Consider the following 18205-nt stretch of genomic DNA (forward strand, 5'->3'; position numbering starts at 1 on the left):
GCTTCTCGCCGCCAGATCAGGACAAATGCGCAGCAATCGAGCGCAGTCGTCCGCGCCGAGACCGACGAGCGGCCCCGGTCACGACGTCCGAAACCGCGCCGTGCCGCCGAAATCTCCCCGCCGTTGCCGGACCGAGCGGCGAGTTTCGCTTCTCGCCGCCAGATCAGGACAAATGCGCAGCAATCGAGCGCAGTCGTCCGCGCCGAGACCGACGAGCGGCCCCGGTCACGACGTCCGAAACCACGCCGCGCCACCGAAACCACCCCGCCGCAGCCGGACCGAGCGGCGAGTTTCGCTTCTCGCCGCCAGATCAGGACGAATGCGCGGCGATCCAACGCAACGCGAGCGCGTAACCGTCCACTCCGAGACCGACGATCACCCCGGTCGCGATGTCCGAAAGCACGCTGTGGTGCCGGAATTCCTCGCGCTTGTGCACATTGCTGATGTGCAGCTCGATCAGCGGCGCGGTGAGCTGGGCGGCAGCGTCGCGGACGGCGATCGAGTAGTGCGTCCACGCCCCGGCGTTCAGCACGACCGGCGCGCCCGCGTCGGCGGCCTCGTGCAGCCAGCCGACCAGTTCGCCCTCGTGGTCGGTTTGCCGCACCTCAACGTCGAGACCCAGTTCCTGGCCGGTGGCCACGCACAGCTGCGCGAGGTCGTCGTACGTGGTGGAACCGTAGACAGCCGGTTCGCGTTTGCCCAGGCGGCCGAGGTTGGGGCCGTTGAAAACGAACGTCTTCACAGCAGCACGCTCCCGCCGGCTTCCGGGGCCTCGGCGGCGATCGCCGAGTACGCGGCGGCGAGCAGGGACGGGTCGGGGCCTTCCAGCCTGCCGGGTTTGCCGAGGCCGTCGAGGACGACGAACCGCAGTACGCCGGAGCGGGTTTTCTTGTCGCCCTTCATGGTTTCCATCAGCTGCCCCAGCGCGTCCGCGTCGTAGGTGGTGGGCAGGCCGATCAGCTTGAGCACGGAGGCGTGCCGGTCGGCGGTGGCGTCGTCGAGGCGTCCGGCCAGGCGCGCCAGTTCGGCGGCGAACACCAGGCCGACGCTGACCGCCGCGCCGTGGCGCCACCGGTAGCGCTCGCGGCGTTCGATGGCGTGGCCGAGGGTGTGGCCGTAGTTGAGGATTTCGCGCAGGTCGGACTCGCGCAGGTCGGCCGCGACGACGTCGGCCTTCACCTGGATCGAGCGGCGGACCAGCTCGGCGAGCACGTCGCCCGTCGGGTCGAGCGCCTGTGCCGGGTCGGCCTCGATCAGCTCGAGGATCCGCGGGTCGGCGATGAAGCCGGTCTTGACGATCTCGGCCATTCCGGCGACGAGTTCGTTGCGCGGCAAGGAATCCAGGGTCGCGAGGTCGACCAGGACGGCGGAGGGCTCGTGGAAGACGCCGACGAGGTTCTTGCCCGCTTCGGTGTTGATCCCGGTCTTCCCGCCGACCGCCGCGTCGACCATGCCGAGCAGCGTCGTCGGCACGTTCACCAGCCGGACGCCGCGCATCCAGGTGCCCGCGACGAATCCGGCGAGGTCGGTGACCGCCCCGCCGCCGAGCGCGACGACCACGCCGCGCCGGTCCAGCCCGATCCGGCCGAGGACTTCCCAGCAGAAACTGGCGACGGAGAACGCTTTGCCGTCCTCGGCGTCGGGAATCTCGACGCGGTGCGCGTCGAGCCCGGCCGCGGCCAGTTCGTCGCGGACGGCCTCGGCGGTGGCGGTGAGCGTCGGCGGGTGGATCAGCGCGACCTTCGACGCGTCGGCGAGCTGCTCGGTGAGTTCGCCGAGCAGGCCGCGCCCCACGAGCACGTCGTACGGCTGCGCGGTGGCGACCCGGATCCGGACGGGCTGGGTGGCGGACACGGTTCTCCTCACTGCTCCCGGACCCGGTGGTCCTGGGCTGGGTTGTGGCTCAGCGGTGCCAGCTGGTTCCGGCCGACGCGGATGGATCGGCTGGCGCTGACGGGGTCCTGGTTTCGCCCGCTGCGGCCGGGAGGTCTGACGGCGGGTTGCGGCTGGCGGAATTGTTCCCGGCCGGAGGCGGTCGATGGGCTGCCGGTCTCGCGGGGCCAGCCAACCTGGGGCAGTTCAGCAGACTGCCTACGGCTGGCGGCGGGCCGCCGAGCGGAGCCGTCGCAGCCTCGCTCGACAACTCCCGCCAGACCGGTCCGGTCCGGCCGACGGACTCGCTGCAGTTCCGCCGACCGCGTGCGACCCGGCCGAGCGGGGCCGTGCGGGCACCGCTGGCTGGTTCCGGGCCGGGTCACGGTTTGCGGACGTGTGCGACCCGGCAGGGCCAGCCAGGCAGGGCCGTGCGGGTGCAGCTGGCTGGTTCCGAGCCGGTCGCGGGTCACGGTTCGCGGACCCGGTCGGGTTCGAGGGCGGCGACGGCGGCCGCGACTACCTCTTCGGGCGTTCGCTTGTCGGTCTCGATCTCGACGGTCGCCACCTCGCGGTACACCGGCAGCCGCTGGTCGAGCAGGGCTTTGAAGGTCGCTCGCGGGTTGATGCCGGCGAGCAGCGGGCGCGCGCTGGACATCCCGGTGCGCTGGACGCCGGCGGCGAGCCCGACGTTCAGGAAAACCACCGTGTGGTCCTGAAGCCGCTCCCGGGTGCCCGGGGTGAGCGGGGCGCCGCCGCCGAGGGAGAGCACGCCGTCGTGTTCGGCGAGCGCGGTGGCTACGGCTTCCTCTTCGAGCGCGCGGAACGCGGGTTCGCCGTCGTCGGCGAAGATGTCCGAGATGGCGCGTCCGGCGCGGGCGACGATGTCGTCGTCGGTGTCGCGGAAGGTCACGCCGAGCGCGGCGGCCAGCAGCGGGCCGACCGTGCTCTTGCCGGAGCCCGGCGGTCCGATGACGACCGCGCGCGGACTCACCAGCGCTCCTCGAGCGCCTTCAGGTACGCCTGCGCGTTGCGCCGGGTCTCGGCCAGCGAGTCGCCGCCGAACTTCTCCAGCGCCGCGTCCGCGACGACCAGCGCCACGACCGACTCCAGCACCACGCCCGCGCGCGGCACCGCGCACACGTCGGAGCGCTGGTGGATCGCGACGGCGGGCTCGCCGGTCCGGACGTCCACTGTGGACAGTGCCTTGGGCACGGTCGAGATCGGCTTCATCGCGACGCGCACCCGCAGCGGTTCGCCGTTGGTGATGCCGCCTTCGAGCCCGCCCGCGCGGTTCGACCGGCGCGTGACGCCGACCGGTCCGGTGCCGCGGTCGATCTCGTCGTGCGCCTGGCTGCCCCAGCGGCGGGCGGTGGTGAAGCCGTCGCCGACCTCGACGCCCTTCATCGCCTGCACGCCCATCAGCGCGCCAGCGAGCCGCGCGTCCAGACGGCGGTCCCAGTGCACGTGCGAACCGAGGCCCGGCGGCAGGCCGTAGACGATCACCTCGATGACGCCGCCGACGGTGTCGCCGGCCTTCCGCACCGCGTCGACCTCGGCGACCATCGCTTCGGTCCCCTCGGCCGAGAACGCCCGCACCGGGCTCTCGTCGATCGCCGCGAAGTCACCTGGCTGCGGAAGCGGGCCGTCGGGCGCGTCGGCGCCGCCGATCGAGACGACGTGGCTCAGCACCTCGGCCCCGAGCAGCTGCCGCAGAAAATTCCGCGCGACAGTGCCGAGCGCGGTCCGCGAAGCCGTCTCGCGGGCGCTGGCGCGCTCCAGAACGGGACGGGCCTCGTCGAAGCCGTACTTCTGCATGCCGGGCAGGTCGGCGTGCCCCGGGCGGGGCCGGGTCAGCGGCTCGTTGCGGGCGAGCCCGGCGAGCTCGGCCTCGTCGACCGGGTCGGCCGCCATGACCTTCTCCCACTTGGGCCACTCGGCGTTCTCGATCTGGACGGCGATCGGGCCGCCCTGGCTGACCCCGTGCCGGACCCCGCCGAGGAACTGGACCTGGTCGGTCTCGAAGCCCATCCGCGGGCTGCGGCCGAACCCGAGCCGGCGCCGCGCGAGCTGCGCGGAGAGGTCCGAGGTCGTCACCTCCACCCCGGCAGGCAGCCCCTCGAGCACAGCGGCGAGGGCGGGTCCGTGCGATTCTCCAGCGGTGATCCAGCGCAGCACCGGACAATCCTGTCACGGCCGGTCCGGAGGCCTGGCAGAGCCCCTGGCCTCAGGTGATGCCCGTTCCAGCGGCTGGGAAGACCGCGCACGCCCAGGTGGCCAGAACCAGGCCGGGGCCGTAGGGGACGCGGATGGGGCCGGCGCGGATCCGGGAGTGCGCTGGGGCGGTCGGCGGCGCCGGGGCGGGGTCGGCTGACGCGGGAGCAGAGTCCGTCGACACGGGAGTCGGGCGGGTCGGCGGTGAAGGTGCGGGGGCAGGGTCGGGGTCGGTCGACGCGGGAGCTGAGCGGGTCGACAGTGAGGGTGCCGGGGCGGGGTCGGTCGACGCGGGGGCAACGGGCCTCGGCGCGGGAGCGAGGTCGGTCGGTGCAGGGGCAGCAGCAGTCGGCGCGGACGCGGGGTCGGTGGGCACCGGAGTAGCGGGGTCGGTTGGCGTGGAAGCAGCGGCCATCGGCATGGGAGCCGGGCCGGTCGGCGGTGCGGGGTCGATTGGCGCGGGGGCAGAGTCCGTCGACGCGGGAGCCGGGTCGGTTGGCAGGAGGGTGAAGTCGGTCGGCGCAGAGGCAGCGACTGTCGGCGTGGATGGCCAAACGGGACCAGTCGTCCGAAACGTGGAGTCGAGTTGGTTCGGGGTGGGTTCGTGGAGTTCTCCTAGGGATGGGTCGGCTACGAAGGCGAACGACTCCCGGCCGGATTGACGGGACGGCGGGCGGGCGGAAGCCCGAGACTCGCGGGATTGGCGGATGCGGCGCATCAGCCACATCGGCACCACGGCCGCCAAGCTCACCATCGCTGCCAGGACTGCCGCCACGGCAGGGGCCAGTCCGCCGACCGCGCCGAGTACGGCGCCGAAAGATCCGGCCAGTTTCACGTCTCCGGGGCCGAGACCGCCCGCCGACAATCGGTGGACGATCAGGTGTGTGCCGCCGAACAGCAGGCAGCCCAGGGCGGCTCCGGCGGCCAGTCGCCATCCTCCGCCGCTGAGGGCGGCGAGCGTGATTGTCAAGGCCACAGCGGGGTACGCGGGCAGGGTGAGGATGTCCGGCAGGCGGCGGTGTCGGGCGTCGGCTAGTGCGAGGGGTACGCCGAGTACCGAAACCAGCCACGGCACTGGCAGCCACCAAGCCGGGAGCACGCCCGCGTCGGCACGCGCCGCGGCCACTGCGGCTGCTGCGGCGGCGACCGTCAGGCCGATCACGGCCGATATCGGGACGTTGGCTTTCTTCATCATCACCAGCAGCACGGGGACCACCGCCCCGGCTGCGAGCACTGCTGTCAGGACCATGCGGCCAAGCCTGCCGCCAGGGCTTGGACCAGGGCAAACAGATCGGGGTGCGAGGGGACCCCTCGTGCGCGACACGCCGGAAGGTTCACTCGACAGAGGCGAAAACGGCGCGGTACTCGGGTCGTCGCCAACGCTTCGGCCCCCCGGATGACGGGCCCCTTCGGCACCCGGCTGAAGGGCTACAGCAGCAGAAGTCAGCGGCGGGAAGAAGCCAGAATCCCTTCCTCAGCAAGAAAAGCCCGGCGGTGCTCAGTCGGATTGACCCCGCGCACCCGCTTGAAAGCCGAACTGAATCCGAACGCGTCCGAGTACCCCACCACGCGGGCCACCTCCGTGATCGGCGTCGACGGCTGTTCCGTCAGGAGGTCCGCGGCGAGGGTCATCCGCCACCGGGTCAGGTACGTCATCGGCGGCTCCCCCACCAAATCCGCGAAGCGCTTGGCCAAAGTGGACCGCGAAACCCCGGTCCGGGCGGCCAGCGTGACGACCGTCCACGGGGCTGCCGGATCCTCGTGCAGCAACCGGAGAGCAGCGCCCACCACCGCGTCCCGTTGCGCCGCCCACCACCGCGGCGGCGAGCCGCCCGGACGGTCGAACCAGTCGCGCAGGATGCAAACCAGCATCCAGTCCAGCAGGCGGTCCAGGACGACCTGCTGACCCGGCGCGTCGACGGCGACCTCGGCTGCCAGATGGCGCAGCACCGGATCTTCCTCGGCAGAGGATGGCGGCCGGACGATCACCGGCAGCGCGTCCAGCAACGCAGCCATCCGGCCGCGGCTGCGCACGGGATACGCGCCGACGATCAGGTTGGTTTCGCCATGGAACGGATCGTTCCAGCCCAGGTGGTGCTGGGTACCGCCCTGGTCGGGAGTGGCGCAGAACTCGCCGCATTCGACGGGGGCGGCAGGGGTGTCCAGGCTGTCCACGAAGGAGAACGGCCCGCGCACCAGGATGGTCTCGCGGGCGCGCAACAGCTCCGGCGGGTGGTCTTCCGGCACGACCCAGCCCTCGCCGCTCAGCAGCGTGCACAGGGTCAGCGGGGGCCCCTCCACGAAGCGCAGCGACCACGGCGCCGACAGGGCCGTGCAGCCGAACAGCGAACCGTGCGCCCGGACCCCACGGATCAAATCGCTGAATGCGTCCACTCACCCGAGGTTAGACGAATAGACAGGCAATCCGGCTTCTCACCTATGGGATCGTCCAAGCGGGCCCGGTTAAATCCCAGCCATGAGCACCCTCACCGACCACGATCTCGAGTTCCTCCGCCGTCCCCTGCACGGCTTCCTGACCGTCGCCGCCGGGCCGCGGCCGCCGCAGCCTCGGCCGGTGTGGTTCGAGGCCACCGACGAACGCACGATCCAGCTGTTCACCGCCCCGGACTCGGCCAAGGTCCGCCGGTTGCGCGAGGATCCGCGCGCGTCGATCGTCGTCGCGGCGCCGGTCGGGGAAACCGAGCGCTGGGTGTCGGTCGGCGGGCACGTCACGATCGAGGCCGACGGCGGGCACGACCTGGCCCACCGGCTCGCCGACCGGTATTGGGACCTCAGCACCCCGGAGGGCGCGGCCGGGCTGAAGATCCTGCAGGAGCTCCCCCAGGTCCGGCTCGTGATCCACCCGGACAAGGTGCACCGCTACGCGTTCTGAACCGTCCGCCGCGCGCGGATCGCCTGCACCAGCAGCACCAGGCCGCAGATCACGCAGACCGCTTCGGTGAGCACGCCCCAGTACTCGTACTGGCTGTTGAACTGGTCGTGCACGCCGTAGAAGCCCACCGTCACCGACAGCAGGTAGGCCAGCAGCGTCACGCCGCCGAAGCCGAGCGTGAAGAACGCCGGCAGCCAGTGCCGCCAGGCGAGCAGCGCGACCGCGATCGCCAGACCGGCGATGCCGTTCACCAGAAAGAGCGGCCCGACCACCGGGATGCCCGCGTAGCCGCTGCCCCAGTACAGGTAGAAGTGGATCGCCGCCGAGCCGGCCAGGCCCGCCGCGCCCAGCACTCGCATCCAGGTGGTCAGCATGCGCGTCTCCTTCCGTGCGTAATGCCGGATACGGACTACACGCACGGGCGACCGCGACGGTTCACCGGCAACCCGGGCCGTCCCGACTCGTTGCACAGGGCATGACTGCCGAACTTCACTCCCGCCGCTCCGTACTCGCCTCCGGGGCGGCCGTCGCAGGGACCGCCGCCGTCGCTCTCACCGCTTGCGGGAGCGGCGGCAGCGGGTCCGTACAGGCCGCGCCGAAGGCGGACGGAAAGGTGCTCGCGCTGGCGGAAGTGCCGGTGGGCCAAGCGAAATCCGCAAAAACCCCGGACGGGCAAGAAGTGCTCGTGGCACAGCCGGAGAAGGGGACGGTCGCCTGTTTCAGCGCCGTCTGCACGCACCAGGGCTGCACGGTGGACCCGCCGCGGAACGGTCAGGCGAGCTGTCCGTGCCACGGATCGGTGTTCGACGCGCTGACCGGCGCGGTGAAGCAGGGACCGGCGAGCCGGCCGCTGTCCAAAGTGGCTGTGAAGATCGAGAACGGAAACATCGTCACGGCGTGACCGGGATCGCCCTTTGCGGACATTCACTGTCCACAAAGGGCACCGGTGATCAATCGTTCCAGGTGAACAACTCGTCGCCGGCGGCGACCGTACGGCCGCCTTCGAGACCGGCGAGCACGTCGGCGGACGCGTCGAGCCCGACGACCGGGACGATCGGCGAGTAGCCCTTGGCGGCGACCGCCTCCGGGTCCCAGCCCACGATCGGCTGGCCCGCCCGCACCTTCTCGCCCTTGACGACGTGCAGGGTGAACCCCTCGCCCTTTTCCTTGACCGTGTCGATGCCGAGGTGCACGAGCACCGCGCGGCCGTCCTCAGTGGCCACGACGTACGCGTGCGGATGCAGCGTCACCACGGTCCCGTCCACCGGCGCGACCGCGTCGGCGCGGCCGCCGGACGGCCGGACCGCGATGCCGGGACCCACCATCGCCTCGGCGAACACCGGGTCGGGCACCTCGGTGATCGCGACGACCTCGCCCGCGACCGGGCTCAGGATCGGCAGGCTCACATCAAGTCCTCGATGTCGCTGGCGATGGTGTCCGCCTCCGGCCCGACGATGACCTGGACCGCCGAGCCCATCTTCACGACGCCCATCGCGCCGGCCGACTTCAGCGCGGGTTCGTCCACGAGGGACATGTCCTCGAGCTCGCACCGCAGCCGCGTGATGCAGCCCTCGATCTCGATGACGTTGTCCGCGCCGCCGAGCGCCGCGAGAATCTTTTCCGGCCTGTCATCCGCCATCGCGGCCTCCTCGTATCCCGTTGGTTTTCCACCTGGAACAGGTGCGCTCCGCCACCATTACTACGCCGTTTGCCGCCTTGCCCGGCGAGCCCGGCCACGAACGGATAACGGTGGTTGACACCTGCTCGCGCTGCGGAGCATCCTGCCCCATCAGATCATTGGTCTAGACCGGAACGTACCAATCTTCCGGCGCGGACGCGAGCACCGGCCCCCGGTGCGCGAAAGGCGAGGGAGGGTGACACCGAGATGAGTGCGGCCGCGCACATTCCGCCGTCCGACCCCGCCGACCGCGTGGTCAACGGGCCGACCCCGAAGCACGCCCAGCTGCGGGAGATCCTGCGCCGCCTGGTGGAGCGCGAGCTCCCGCCGGGCTCGCCGATCCCGTCCGAGCGGGAGCTCGCGCAGCACTACGGCGTCTCGAGGCTCACCGTCCGCTCGGCGATCGGGAAGCTCGTCGAGGAAGGACTGCTGGCCCGGGTCAGGGGCAAGGGCACCTTCACCGCCGCCCGGCGGATGGAACTGCAGGTGTACCTGATGTCGTTCACCGACGACATGCGCCGGCGCGGGCTCACCCCGACCACCGAAGTGATCTCGACCTCGACCGAGGTCCCGCCGGTGACCTCGGCGCACGCGCTCGGCCTGTCCGAGGGCGTGGCAGCGCACCGGCTCGTGCGGCTGCGGCGCGCCGACGGCGTCCCGCTGGCCGTGGAACGCGGCTGGTACCACGCGGGCCGGACCCCCGGCCTGCTCGACCTCGACCTGACCCGTTCGCTGTACGCCCAGCTGGCCGACGCCTTCTCGCGCCGTCCGGACCAGGCGTACCAGACGGTGTGGGCCGAATCCGCGGACCGCGAAACGGCGCGCTTGCTCGGCATGCGCACCGGCAGTCCGCTCCTGGTGTTCCGCCGGGTCTCCAGCTCGGGCGGCGAACCGGTGGAGGACATGACGTCCTGGTACCGGGGCGACCACTACCAGGTGACCATGCAGCTGGACCGGAACACCCCGAGTTCCGGCGACCAACCCCACAATGGAGGTATCCGATGAGCGCCACCACCGCGGCTGGGGCTAGCGGGAAGAAGGGCGGCAGCGGCCTCGCCGGACTGCAGCGCTTCGGCCGCAGTCTCATGCTGCCGATCGCGACCCTGCCCGCAGCGGGCATCCTGAACCGGCTGGGCCAGGACGACGTCCTCGGCAAGGACGGCCTGAACTGGGGCACAGCGGCCGACGTGATCGGCGCGGCGGGCGGTGGCATCTTCGACTGGCTGCCGCTGATCTTCGCGATCGGCATCGCGGTCGGCTTCGCCCGCAAGGGCGACGGCTCGACCGCCGTCGCGGCCGTCATCGGCTGGGTCGTGTTCAACAAGGTGATCCAGGCGATCGCCCCGATCAAGAGCCAGCAGGGCTACAAGCCCGGCTGGGACCTCGCGCCGGTCCACTGGCCCTACAGCGTCCTGACCGGCATCGTGTCCGGCATCGTGGCGGCCCTGCTGTGGCAGCGCTACCACCGGATCAAGCTGCCGTCCTGGCTGGCCTTCTTCGGCGGCCGCCGGTTCGTGCCGATCATCACCTCGCTCGCGATGATCATCCTCGGCGTCATTTTCGGCCTGCTGTTCAAGTACGTCGACCAGGGCATCACCTCGGCGGGCGAAGCGGTCATGGGCTCGCCGGTCCTCGGCGGCGGCATCTACGGCCTGCTCAACCGCCTGCTCATCCCGGTCGGCCTGCACCAGCTGCTGAACGTCCCGGTGTGGTTCATCTTCGGCGGCGGCGACCTGAACAACTTCTTCCACCACGTGCAGGGCTCCGGCGCCTTCATGACCGGGTTCTTCCCGATCATGATGTTCGCCCTCCCCGCCGCGGCGTTCGCCATCGTGCACACCGCCCGCCCCGCGCAGCGCAAGCTCGTCGCCAGCATCATGATCTCGGCCGCGCTGACCGCCTTCATCACCGGCGTCACCGAGCCGATCGAGTTCGCGTTCATGTTCGTCGCGTGGCCGCTGTACATCTTCCACGCGATCATGACCGGCGTCTCGCTCGCGGTCTGCAACGCGCTGAACATCCACCTCGGCTTCTCGTTCTCCGGCGGCGCGATCGACTTCGCGCTGAACTCGTCGCTGGACACCGCGCACAAGGCGTGGCTGCTGATCCCGATCGGGCTCGTGTTCGCCGTGATCTACTACGTCGTGTTCCGCGTCGTGATCACCAAGTTCAACCTGCGCACGCCGGGCCGCGAGGACGACTCGATCGAGGGCGACCTCGAGCGCACGGCAGCGAAGTAACACCGAGAAAAGCAAGAGAGGTACACCATGCCGGAGAAACGCGTCACCGTGGCCAGCAAGGTGGGGCTGCACGCCCGGCCGGCCGCTCTGGTCGCCAAGGCGGCCGCTGCCCAGCCCGTGGCGGTGCAGATCGCCAAGAACGGCGGCGACCCGGTGGCCGCCGGCAGCGTCCTCAACCTGATGACCCTCGCCGCCGCGTACGGCGACGAGGTGGTCATCAGCGCTGAGGGCGACGGTGCCGAGGCGGCGGTCGAGGCCGTCGCCGAGCTGGTCGCCACCGACCTCGACGCTCAGTAGCGATACCGCTCCACGGGGAAACCACGAACCGTGCGGGGCGCCGGAACTTCCGGGGCCCCGCACGGTTCGCTTGTGTCCGGGCACTGCGAAACAGCGGCTGGGCGGGCCCCATTACGCTGGCGGGCATGGAGAGTCTGCGCCTGATCGACGAATGGCCAGTGGACAACGCGGCGGCCGGGGTGGTCTCCGCTTCCGGCGAGGTGCGCGGACGCCACGGCGACCCGGCCCGTCCGTTCCGGCTCGCGTCGGTGACCAAGCTGCTCACCGCCTACACCGCGCACATCGCGATCGAAGAGGGCGTCGTCGAGCTGGACACGCCCGCCGGGCCGGAGGGCTCGACCGTCGCGCATCTGCTCGCGCACACCTCCGGGCTCGCCTTCGACGCGCACAAGGCGATGGCCGAACCCGGCACGCGCCGGCTGTACTCCAACGCCGGGTTCGAGGAACTCGCCGACGCGCTGGCCGAGCACTCCGGCATCGAGTTCGCCGAGTATCAGCGGGAAGCCCTGTTCGCACCGCTCGGCATGACGGCGACCCGGCTGGAGGGCTCCCCCGCCGCGGGCGCGGTGTCCACATTGGACGACCTGCTGCGGTTCGCCGCGGAGCTGCAGGCTCCCAAGCTGCTCGCGCCGGAAACCCTGAACGCGGCCACCGAGATCGCGTTCCCCGGCCTGAACGGCGTCCTGCCCGGCTTCGGGCACCAGAAGCCGAACGACTGGGGTCTCGGCTTCGAACTGCGCGACCACAAGAGTCCGCATTGGACGGGTGCGAACAGTTCGCCGCGCACGTTCGGCCACTTCGGGCAGTCCGGGACTTTCCTGTGGGTGGACCCGGAAGCGGGGCAAGCCTGCGTCGGGCTCGCCGACCGGTCGTTCGGGCCGTGGGCCGCGCAAGTGTGGCCGCCCTTCACTGACGCCGTGCTGGCGGAACTCTCCGCGTGAGACTCCGGTCCGCGCTGGCCGCGGCGGCCCTGCTGCTCGTCGCGAGTTGTTCCGCACCGGCCGCGCAAACCCAAGCGCCACCAGCGTTGCCCGCGCCGGACGCTCCGCTTCCGTTGGGCACCAACGGTGCCGCGGTGCCCAAGCTCGACTGGGCACCGTGCCACGGCGGTTTCCAGTGCGCGACCGCGCCGGTTCCGTTGAGCTACCGTGAGTCTGGCGGCGCGAAGCTGAATCTCTCGGTGATTCGCATGCCGGCCACCGATCCCGCGCACCGCGTGGGGGCCTTGGTGATCAATTTCGGCGGCCCGGGCACCGACGGCGTCGGCGAGCTGATGCGGTTCAGCCCGCGATACCCGGAGGAGCTGCGGGCCAAGTTCGACCTGGTGAGCTTCGATCCGCGCGGGATCGGCGGCAGCGCCCCGGTGCAGTGCCCGGGAACGCCGCCGGCGACCGGTTCGCCGTTGCGGGACAGCGCGGCGTTCTGGGCTGCGAGCGCGACCGTCGGCAAGTCGTGCGCGGCTGGCAGCGGTGCCGAGCTGTCGCATCTGTCCACCGCGAATGTCGCGCGGGACATGGATTTGCTCCGGCAGGCGCTGGGCGAGCAGCAGCTGAACTTCTACGGCTATTCGTACGGCACGTATCTCGGCGGCACGTACGCGAACCTGTTCCCCGGCAAGCTGCGCGCGATGGTCCTCGACGGGACGCTCGACCTCGTCGCGAACTCCACCGGACAGCCTGGCCAGCAGCACAAACCGGTCGACGTGCGGGCCGACGTCGCGACGGCTCAGCAGCAGGAACTCGAAGCGTTCTTCGCCGCCTGCGACGCGGCCGGGCCGGGCAAATGCGCGTTCGCCGGCGGTGACCTGAAACAGAAATTCGCCTCGGTCTTCGCCCGGCTGACGCACGGTCCGGTCGGCGGCATGACGGTGTCGTCATTGATGGAGACGATCGATCGGGCGCTGTATCAATCGTCCCGGTGGCCACGGCTGGCGAAGACGCTCGCCGGGCTCGTGCCGTCGTCGGCGGTCTCCCCCGCGCCGGTGCTCGACCCGCGCGTGCCGACGCATTCGCCCGGCTTCCTCGCCGTGCAGTGCCTGGACAGCGAACTCCCGCAGGACACTGCCGGATATGCCGAACTCGCTGCGGCTGAAGCGAAACGCCAACCGTACTTCGGGGTTGCGCCGGTGTTTTCGATGGCGCAGTGCGTGGGCTGGCCCGCGCGGGACGAGGACCGCTACCTCGGGCCGTGGAACCGGCAGCGGCAGCATCCGATCCTGATCCTGGCCAACCGGAACGACCCGGTCACCCCGCTCGCCAATGCCCAGGCCACCGCACGGGAACTCGGCGACGGCCACGTCGTCGTGGTGGACGGTGCCGGGCACACGACGCTCGACGTGCCGAGCACGGCCGCTTCCTCAGCGATGGCACGGTATTTCGCGGATCTGACCGTGCCTCCGGACGGGACTGTTTACCCGCCGGAGGTCCATCCGTTCCCCTAGCCGTTCAGCACGTTGATCGGCTCGCCGGCCTGGAACGCGGCGATGTCCTCCACCGCGCCGCCGTAGAAGATCTCGTACGTTTCCCGGCTCACGTAACCGATGTGCGGCGTCAGGATCGCGTTGTCCAGCGTCCGCAGCGGATGGTCGGCGGGCAACGGCTCGACGTCGTAGACATCCAGCGCGGCCGCCGCGATCTGCTTGCCGCGCAATGCATCCACCAGTGCCGATTCGTCGACAATCGGCCCGCGCGAGGTGTTCACCAGCAGCGCGGTCGGCTTCATCGCGGCGAACTCGGCAGCACCGACCAATCCGCGAGTGCGCTCGGACAGAACCAAGTGGACGGACAACACGTCCGCCTGAGCGAACAAGTCCTCTTTGGACACCGCTGTGACGCCATGCTCTGCCGCCCGCTCCGGGGTGAGATTCTGGCTCCAAGCAATCGGTTTCATCCCGAACGCCTGGCCGATCCGGGCGACCTCGGCACCCAGCCTGCCGAGCCCGAGCAGGCCGAGCGTCTTGTCCCGCAACGCCATCCCGAGACCGACCTGCCAGCCGCCCCCGCGCATCGACCGGAACTCCACGGGCAGATTGCGCGCGCCGGCCAGGATGAGCGCCCACGCGTGTTCCACCGTCGGCGCGACGAGCGCACCGGTGGCGGACACGACCACACCGCACCGCTTCGCCGCGTCCAGATCGATCGCCGCGTTCCGCCGACCGGTGCTGACCAGCAGTTTCAATGCGGGCAGCCGGTCGAACACGGCGGCCGGGAACGGCGTGCGCTCGCGCATCGCGACCACGACGTCGAACCCGGCCAGCCGCGTCACCACCTCGTCCGGTCCGGCGAACGGCTCGCTGAACACCTCGATCTCCGCCCCGAGCGGCTCCCAATCCGCACACTGGAGAGCCACGTTCTGGTAGTCGTCGAGGATCGCGATCTTCATGCCGCCCACCGTAACCCGCGGGTCAGGCGTTCCGCGCCCGCTCGATGATCTCGTTGATCACCTCGCTCTTCGCGTCGGCGTAGTACTGGACGTATTCCCAGGTCCGCGCGGCGAGCTCGCGCTTCTTCGCCAGGTACAGCGCCAGTTCCTCCGGATGGTCGCGAAGCCGGTCGCGGAACAGCCGGTAGCGCTCGGTCTCGCCGTTGCCCGGCGAATGGACGTGCAGGTTGATGTTCGTGTCCGGACCTTTGAACAACCGGTGTTTCTCCCAGTCCGGCTCGCGGATCACCAGCCGGTATCCCGCCGCTTCGAGATCGGGAACAAACGCCGCTTCGTCGTCCGAATCGGGCACTTCGAGCAGAATGTCGATGACGGGCTTGGCGGCGAGACCGGGCACCGACGTCGACCCGACGTGTTCGAGCACCACCACGCGTTCCCCGAGCACGTCGCGAATCCGCGCCGCCTCGCGCTCATACAGCCGCGGCCATTCCGGGTCGTACTCGGCGAGAGTGACGGGTTTGCCGTGCTTCGGCGCTGTGCCGACAAACGCCGCTTGGATCGACGCCTCGTCGTTCTGTTGACTGGCCACAGTGATTCCCCCTGGTCGACTGAAAGCAGCCGACCAGGATATCAGGAAATCGGCAACGGCAGAATGTTTCCGCTCGCCTCGCGCAGCGCCGCCCGCATTTCCTCGCGCGGCGCCGGTTGCCCGGTGAACTGCTCCGCTTGCCCGAATGCTTGGTGCAGCAGCATGTCGAGCCCGGTCGCGAGCCGTCCGCCGCGCCGCTCGACCGCTTCGGCCAGCGGCGTCGGCCACGGGTGGTAGATGACGTCGAGCACGCTGCCGATCCGCGACAGCTCCGCGGCGTGCGGCACGACCGCGTCCGGCGGCACCGTGCTGACCAGCACCGCCGTGGTGTCCGCCAGCTCCGCGAAGTCCACTTCGGACCATCGCAGCACGTCCGCGTCCAGGCCCGCGCGCTTGGCCGCGTCCACAGTTTCCGACGCCCGCGCCGGTTCACGCACCACCAGCCGCACCGTTGTGACGCCCAGCGCGGCCAATCCGACCACTGCGGCCGCGGCCGTCCCACCCGCGCCGAGCACTACCGCCTGGTCGCTCGCGGAAGGCGAGTAGCCGCCGGCGTACCGCAAGGCTCCGGTCACGCCGTCGACATCGGTGCAATCGGCGAGCCAGCCGTCCGGACGGCGCACGAGCGTGTTCGCCGCACCGACCGCCGCCGCGCGCGGGGTGGCCTCGGCGGCGTGGTCGAGCGCGGCCCGTTTGCCGGGCATGGTGACCGAAAGCCCGACCCACTCCGGACCGAGGCCGTCGACGAACCCGGGCAGCTCGTCAGCGTCTGTCTCGACCCGGTCGTAGGTCCAGCCGTCCAGCCCCAGCGCCGCGAACGCCGCGCGGTGCAGCACCGGCGACAGCGAATGCGCCACCGGTTTGCCCAGCACCGCCGCGCGGCGCGGCCGGTCATTTGATGACGCCACGCTGCTCTGCCAGGGTCCTGTTCGCGTTGTGCTGGTCGTTCGTGACCGCGAAGCAGGAATGCCCGTCCTTCTCGCACTTCACGAAGTACGCCCAGTCGCCAGGGGTCGGGCTGACCGCGGCCTTGATCGCGTCCATGCTGGGCACCGCGATCGGCGTCGGCGGGAGACCGTAGTTGGCGTAGGTGTTGTACGGTCCCGCTTTCGCCCGGTCCTCGGGTTTGGTGAGCAGCGTCGGGCGGTCCAGCACGTAGTTGACAGTGGAGTCCAGCTGCAGCCTGATCTTCTGCGAGAGCCGGTTGTAGATCACTCGCGAAATCTTGCCGAAGTCCGGCTTGATCGCCTCGCGTTCGATGAGCGACGCGATGATCAGCGTCTCGTACGGCGATTTCCCCGGCCCGGTGTTCTGCGCGGTGAGCCCGGCCGCCTGGATCGTGTCGGCCGACTGCTTCACCAGATCGGTGATCAGCTCGGTCGCGCTCCAGCCGGGTTTCACGTCGTACACGCCGGGCGCGATCAGGCCTTCCAGGCGTTTGTCCTTGCTCAGCGCCTTGCCCGCGTCGGCCAGCGCCCACTCCGGCGCGCCGAGCGCCTTGAGGTCGGCGTCGGCGACGGTCTTGCGCAACTGATCGACCGGAATGCAGGTGCTCTTGCCGTTCAAGGTCGCGCACGACGCCTTCGACATCAGGCTGAACACGCCCGGCGTGACCTTGCCGTCGGGCTGGGTGATGTCGTCGAACTGCGTGTACGGCCGGATTTCCAGCCTCCCGACCCGCGCCGCGGGCGAGGTGATCAGGTCGACCGCGCCATCGCCCGACATGTGCTGGCGCAGCAGGTAGTAGCCCTGCTGGATCTTGCTGAGCGCGGTGTTCTCCGCGCCCGCCTTCACGAACGCCCGGGAACTCGCGACCACGCCCGCGTCGGTGAGCTTCGCGCCGATCGCGGACGTCGTGTCGCCCTGTTCGACCTGCACGAGCGCGTCGCCTTCGCCGGGGCCGTCGAAGTCCGCGTAGCCGAAGATCTTCTGGTACCCGAAATAGGCGCCGCCGCTGAGCAGCACGAGCACGAGCACCGCGGCGATCCAGCCGATCGCGCGCTTGCGCTTCTTGCGCGGCTTCTTCGCGGGCGGCTCCTCGACCGGCGGCTCGGCCGCGTCTTCGGCGTAGCCGTCCTCGTCGTAGCCGTCGTACTCGTCGTCGTAGTCCTCGTACTCGCCGTATTCGTCGTACTCGTCCTCGAAGAGGTCGTCGATCGGCTGCTGGTCCGGGTGCTCCGGTTCGTGCGCGGCGGGCACGGTCGGGATCACTTCGGTGGGCTGCTCGACCGGCTGCCGGCGCGGCGGTTGGCTGCGCGGATCGCGCGGCATCGACGCGTCGGCGAGGCGCGGGTCGCGCGGCATGGAAGCGTCGGCGAACCTGGGATCGCGCGGCATCGACGTATCGGCGAACCTGGGATCGCGCGGCATCGAAGCATCGGCGAAACGCGGGTCCGGCGGCATCGACGCGTCCGCGAACCTGGGGTCGCGCGGCATCGAGGCCTCGGCGAACCGGGGATCCGGCGGCATGGAGCCGTCCGGCGGCGGAGCGGGCGCGCGCCGAGCCAGAGGGGGCGGCGGCAGGTCCGGCGCCCGGCGACGGCCAGGCGCGGCGGCTTCCGCCGGAGCGTCGACGTCGTCCCGGCGACGACGGCCGGACGGCGGTTCGACGTCGACCGGAGGCGGAACGACCTCGCGCCGACGACGACGCCCAGCGGGCGGCTCGCCCGGCGGCGGCGCGTCTTCGAGACGGCGGCGGCCTGCCGGAGGCTCAGCGTCGACCGGAGGCGGAACGTCCTCGCGGCGACGGCGCCGACCGGCTGGCGGCTCGACGTCCACGGGCGGAACTTCGTTCCCGGCCACCGGTGCATCGCCGGGAGTTATGCGGCGGGGACGGGCGCGCGGGAGGTCGTCGGCCGCGTGCGGCGGCAGGTCCCAGTTCTCCGTCGACCGCTTCGGCCGGTCCGGCGCCGGGGCCGGACGGCGACGCCGGGCCGGCGGCGCGTCGGCGGCCGGGCGGCGCGGCGGTTCGGCCGGAGGCATCGCGTCCGGCGCTGCCCGACGGGGCGCTTCGCCAGCCGGAGCCGGGCGAGGTGCGCCCT

The 18205-nt window shown here is 70.9% G+C and carries 19 protein-coding genes and 1 pseudogene; 7 read left to right on the top strand and 13 right to left on the bottom strand.

What is annotated here, in order from left to right:
- Positions 1-310: 310 nt before the first annotated feature.
- The 6 genes from aroQ to ACZ7SW_RS40035 form a co-directional block, all read right to left on the bottom strand.
- Positions 311-742, bottom strand: a complete 432-nt coding sequence (gene aroQ / locus ACZ7SW_RS40010) for a type II 3-dehydroquinate dehydratase (protein ID WP_470235567.1) — start codon at positions 740-742, stop codon at positions 311-313.
- Positions 739-1854 carry a 3-dehydroquinate synthase gene (gene aroB / locus ACZ7SW_RS40015; protein WP_470235568.1) on the bottom strand — a complete coding sequence of 372 codons (1116 nt, stop codon included), beginning with the start codon at positions 1852-1854 and terminating at the stop codon, positions 739-741. Before aroB ends, aroQ begins: the two co-directional genes overlap by 4 nt.
- A gap of 487 nt (positions 1855-2341) precedes the next feature.
- Positions 2342-2866 (bottom strand): shikimate kinase, encoded by a 525-nt coding sequence (locus tag ACZ7SW_RS40020; RefSeq protein WP_470235569.1) that lies wholly within the window; start codon positions 2864-2866, stop codon positions 2342-2344.
- The gene (aroC, locus tag ACZ7SW_RS40025) at positions 2863-4050 is read right to left on the bottom strand and encodes a chorismate synthase (protein WP_470235570.1); all 1188 of its coding nucleotides are present in this window, start codon (positions 4048-4050) and stop codon (positions 2863-2865) included. Before aroC ends, ACZ7SW_RS40020 begins: the two co-directional genes overlap by 4 nt.
- Before the next feature lie 49 nt (positions 4051-4099).
- Positions 4100-5335 (bottom strand): prepilin peptidase, encoded by a 1236-nt coding sequence (locus tag ACZ7SW_RS40030; RefSeq protein WP_470235571.1) that lies wholly within the window; start codon positions 5333-5335, stop codon positions 4100-4102.
- A gap of 194 nt (positions 5336-5529) precedes the next feature.
- Positions 5530-6480 carry an AraC family transcriptional regulator gene (locus tag ACZ7SW_RS40035; RefSeq protein WP_470235572.1) on the bottom strand — a complete coding sequence of 317 codons (951 nt, stop codon included), beginning with the start codon at positions 6478-6480 and terminating at the stop codon, positions 5530-5532.
- A gap of 82 nt (positions 6481-6562) precedes the next feature.
- On the opposite strand from ACZ7SW_RS40035, the gene ACZ7SW_RS40040 reads away from it, so the two are divergent.
- Entirely contained in the window at positions 6563-6979 is a 417-nt protein-coding gene (locus tag ACZ7SW_RS40040) for a pyridoxamine 5'-phosphate oxidase family protein (protein ID WP_470235573.1), read from the top strand.
- Here the strand turns inward: ACZ7SW_RS40040 and ACZ7SW_RS40045 are convergent.
- Positions 6967-7353: a hypothetical protein gene (locus ACZ7SW_RS40045; RefSeq protein ID WP_470235574.1), complete on the bottom strand. Its 387-nt coding sequence runs from the start codon at positions 7351-7353 to the stop codon at positions 6967-6969. The genes ACZ7SW_RS40040 and ACZ7SW_RS40045 overlap by 13 nt on opposite strands.
- A 101-nt stretch (positions 7354-7454) precedes the next feature.
- On the opposite strand from ACZ7SW_RS40045, the gene ACZ7SW_RS40050 reads away from it, so the two are divergent.
- A complete protein-coding gene (locus ACZ7SW_RS40050) occupies positions 7455-7880 on the top strand; it encodes a Rieske (2Fe-2S) protein (protein WP_470235575.1) in 426 nt (141 codons plus the stop codon).
- A gap of 49 nt (positions 7881-7929) precedes the next feature.
- Here ACZ7SW_RS40050 and ACZ7SW_RS40055 read toward each other — a convergent pair whose 3' ends face one another.
- Together ACZ7SW_RS40055 and ACZ7SW_RS40060 are read right to left on the bottom strand one after the other, a co-directional pair.
- Positions 7930-8385: a PTS sugar transporter subunit IIA gene (locus ACZ7SW_RS40055; RefSeq protein WP_470235576.1), complete on the bottom strand. Its 456-nt coding sequence runs from the start codon at positions 8383-8385 to the stop codon at positions 7930-7932.
- Positions 8382-8618, bottom strand: a complete 237-nt coding sequence (locus tag ACZ7SW_RS40060) for a PTS sugar transporter subunit IIB (protein WP_344267364.1) — start codon at positions 8616-8618, stop codon at positions 8382-8384. Before ACZ7SW_RS40060 ends, ACZ7SW_RS40055 begins: the two co-directional genes overlap by 4 nt.
- 246 nt (positions 8619-8864) lie before the next feature.
- On the opposite strand from ACZ7SW_RS40060, the gene ACZ7SW_RS40065 reads away from it, so the two are divergent.
- The 5 genes from ACZ7SW_RS40065 to ACZ7SW_RS40085 all read left to right on the top strand — a co-directional run bounded on the left by ACZ7SW_RS40065 (position 8865) and on the right by ACZ7SW_RS40085 (position 13634).
- Positions 8865-9662 carry a GntR family transcriptional regulator gene (locus tag ACZ7SW_RS40065; RefSeq protein ID WP_470235577.1) on the top strand — a complete coding sequence of 266 codons (798 nt, stop codon included), beginning with the start codon at positions 8865-8867 and terminating at the stop codon, positions 9660-9662.
- Positions 9659-10897, top strand: coding sequence for a PTS transporter subunit EIIC (locus tag ACZ7SW_RS40070; protein ID WP_470235578.1), 1239 nt, complete (start codon positions 9659-9661; stop codon positions 10895-10897). The genes ACZ7SW_RS40065 and ACZ7SW_RS40070 overlap by 4 nt, the downstream gene beginning before the upstream one ends.
- Before the next feature lie 27 nt (positions 10898-10924).
- Complete coding sequence (locus ACZ7SW_RS40075; protein WP_470235579.1) at positions 10925-11194, top strand: HPr family phosphocarrier protein; 270 nt, start codon at positions 10925-10927, stop codon at positions 11192-11194.
- Positions 11195-11319: 125 nt separating this feature from the next.
- Entirely contained in the window at positions 11320-12135 is an 816-nt protein-coding gene (locus ACZ7SW_RS40080; protein WP_470235580.1) for a serine hydrolase domain-containing protein, read from the top strand.
- Complete coding sequence (locus ACZ7SW_RS40085) at positions 12132-13634, top strand: alpha/beta hydrolase (RefSeq protein WP_470235581.1); 1503 nt, start codon at positions 12132-12134, stop codon at positions 13632-13634. The genes ACZ7SW_RS40080 and ACZ7SW_RS40085 overlap by 4 nt, the downstream gene beginning before the upstream one ends.
- Here the strand turns inward: ACZ7SW_RS40085 and ACZ7SW_RS40090 are convergent.
- The 4 genes and pseudogenes from ACZ7SW_RS40090 to mltG all read right to left on the bottom strand — a co-directional run bounded on the left by ACZ7SW_RS40090 (position 13631) and on the right by mltG (position 18146).
- The gene (locus ACZ7SW_RS40090; RefSeq protein ID WP_470235582.1) at positions 13631-14575 is read right to left on the bottom strand and encodes a D-2-hydroxyacid dehydrogenase family protein; all 945 of its coding nucleotides are present in this window, start codon (positions 14573-14575) and stop codon (positions 13631-13633) included. The genes ACZ7SW_RS40085 and ACZ7SW_RS40090 overlap by 4 nt on opposite strands.
- A gap of 25 nt (positions 14576-14600) precedes the next feature.
- A pseudogene (locus tag ACZ7SW_RS40095) lies at positions 14601-15134 on the bottom strand (GrpB family protein); the annotation flags it as partial.
- A gap of 71 nt (positions 15135-15205) precedes the next feature.
- Positions 15206-16072 carry a shikimate dehydrogenase gene (locus tag ACZ7SW_RS40100; protein ID WP_470235583.1) on the bottom strand — a complete coding sequence of 289 codons (867 nt, stop codon included), beginning with the start codon at positions 16070-16072 and terminating at the stop codon, positions 15206-15208.
- Positions 16056-18146: an endolytic transglycosylase MltG gene (gene mltG, locus ACZ7SW_RS40105; protein WP_470235584.1), complete on the bottom strand. Its 2091-nt coding sequence runs from the start codon at positions 18144-18146 to the stop codon at positions 16056-16058. The genes ACZ7SW_RS40100 and mltG overlap by 17 nt, the downstream gene beginning before the upstream one ends.
- Positions 18147-18205: the final 59 nt, after the last annotated feature.

The organism is Amycolatopsis sp. NPDC114484, assembly GCF_055633755.1.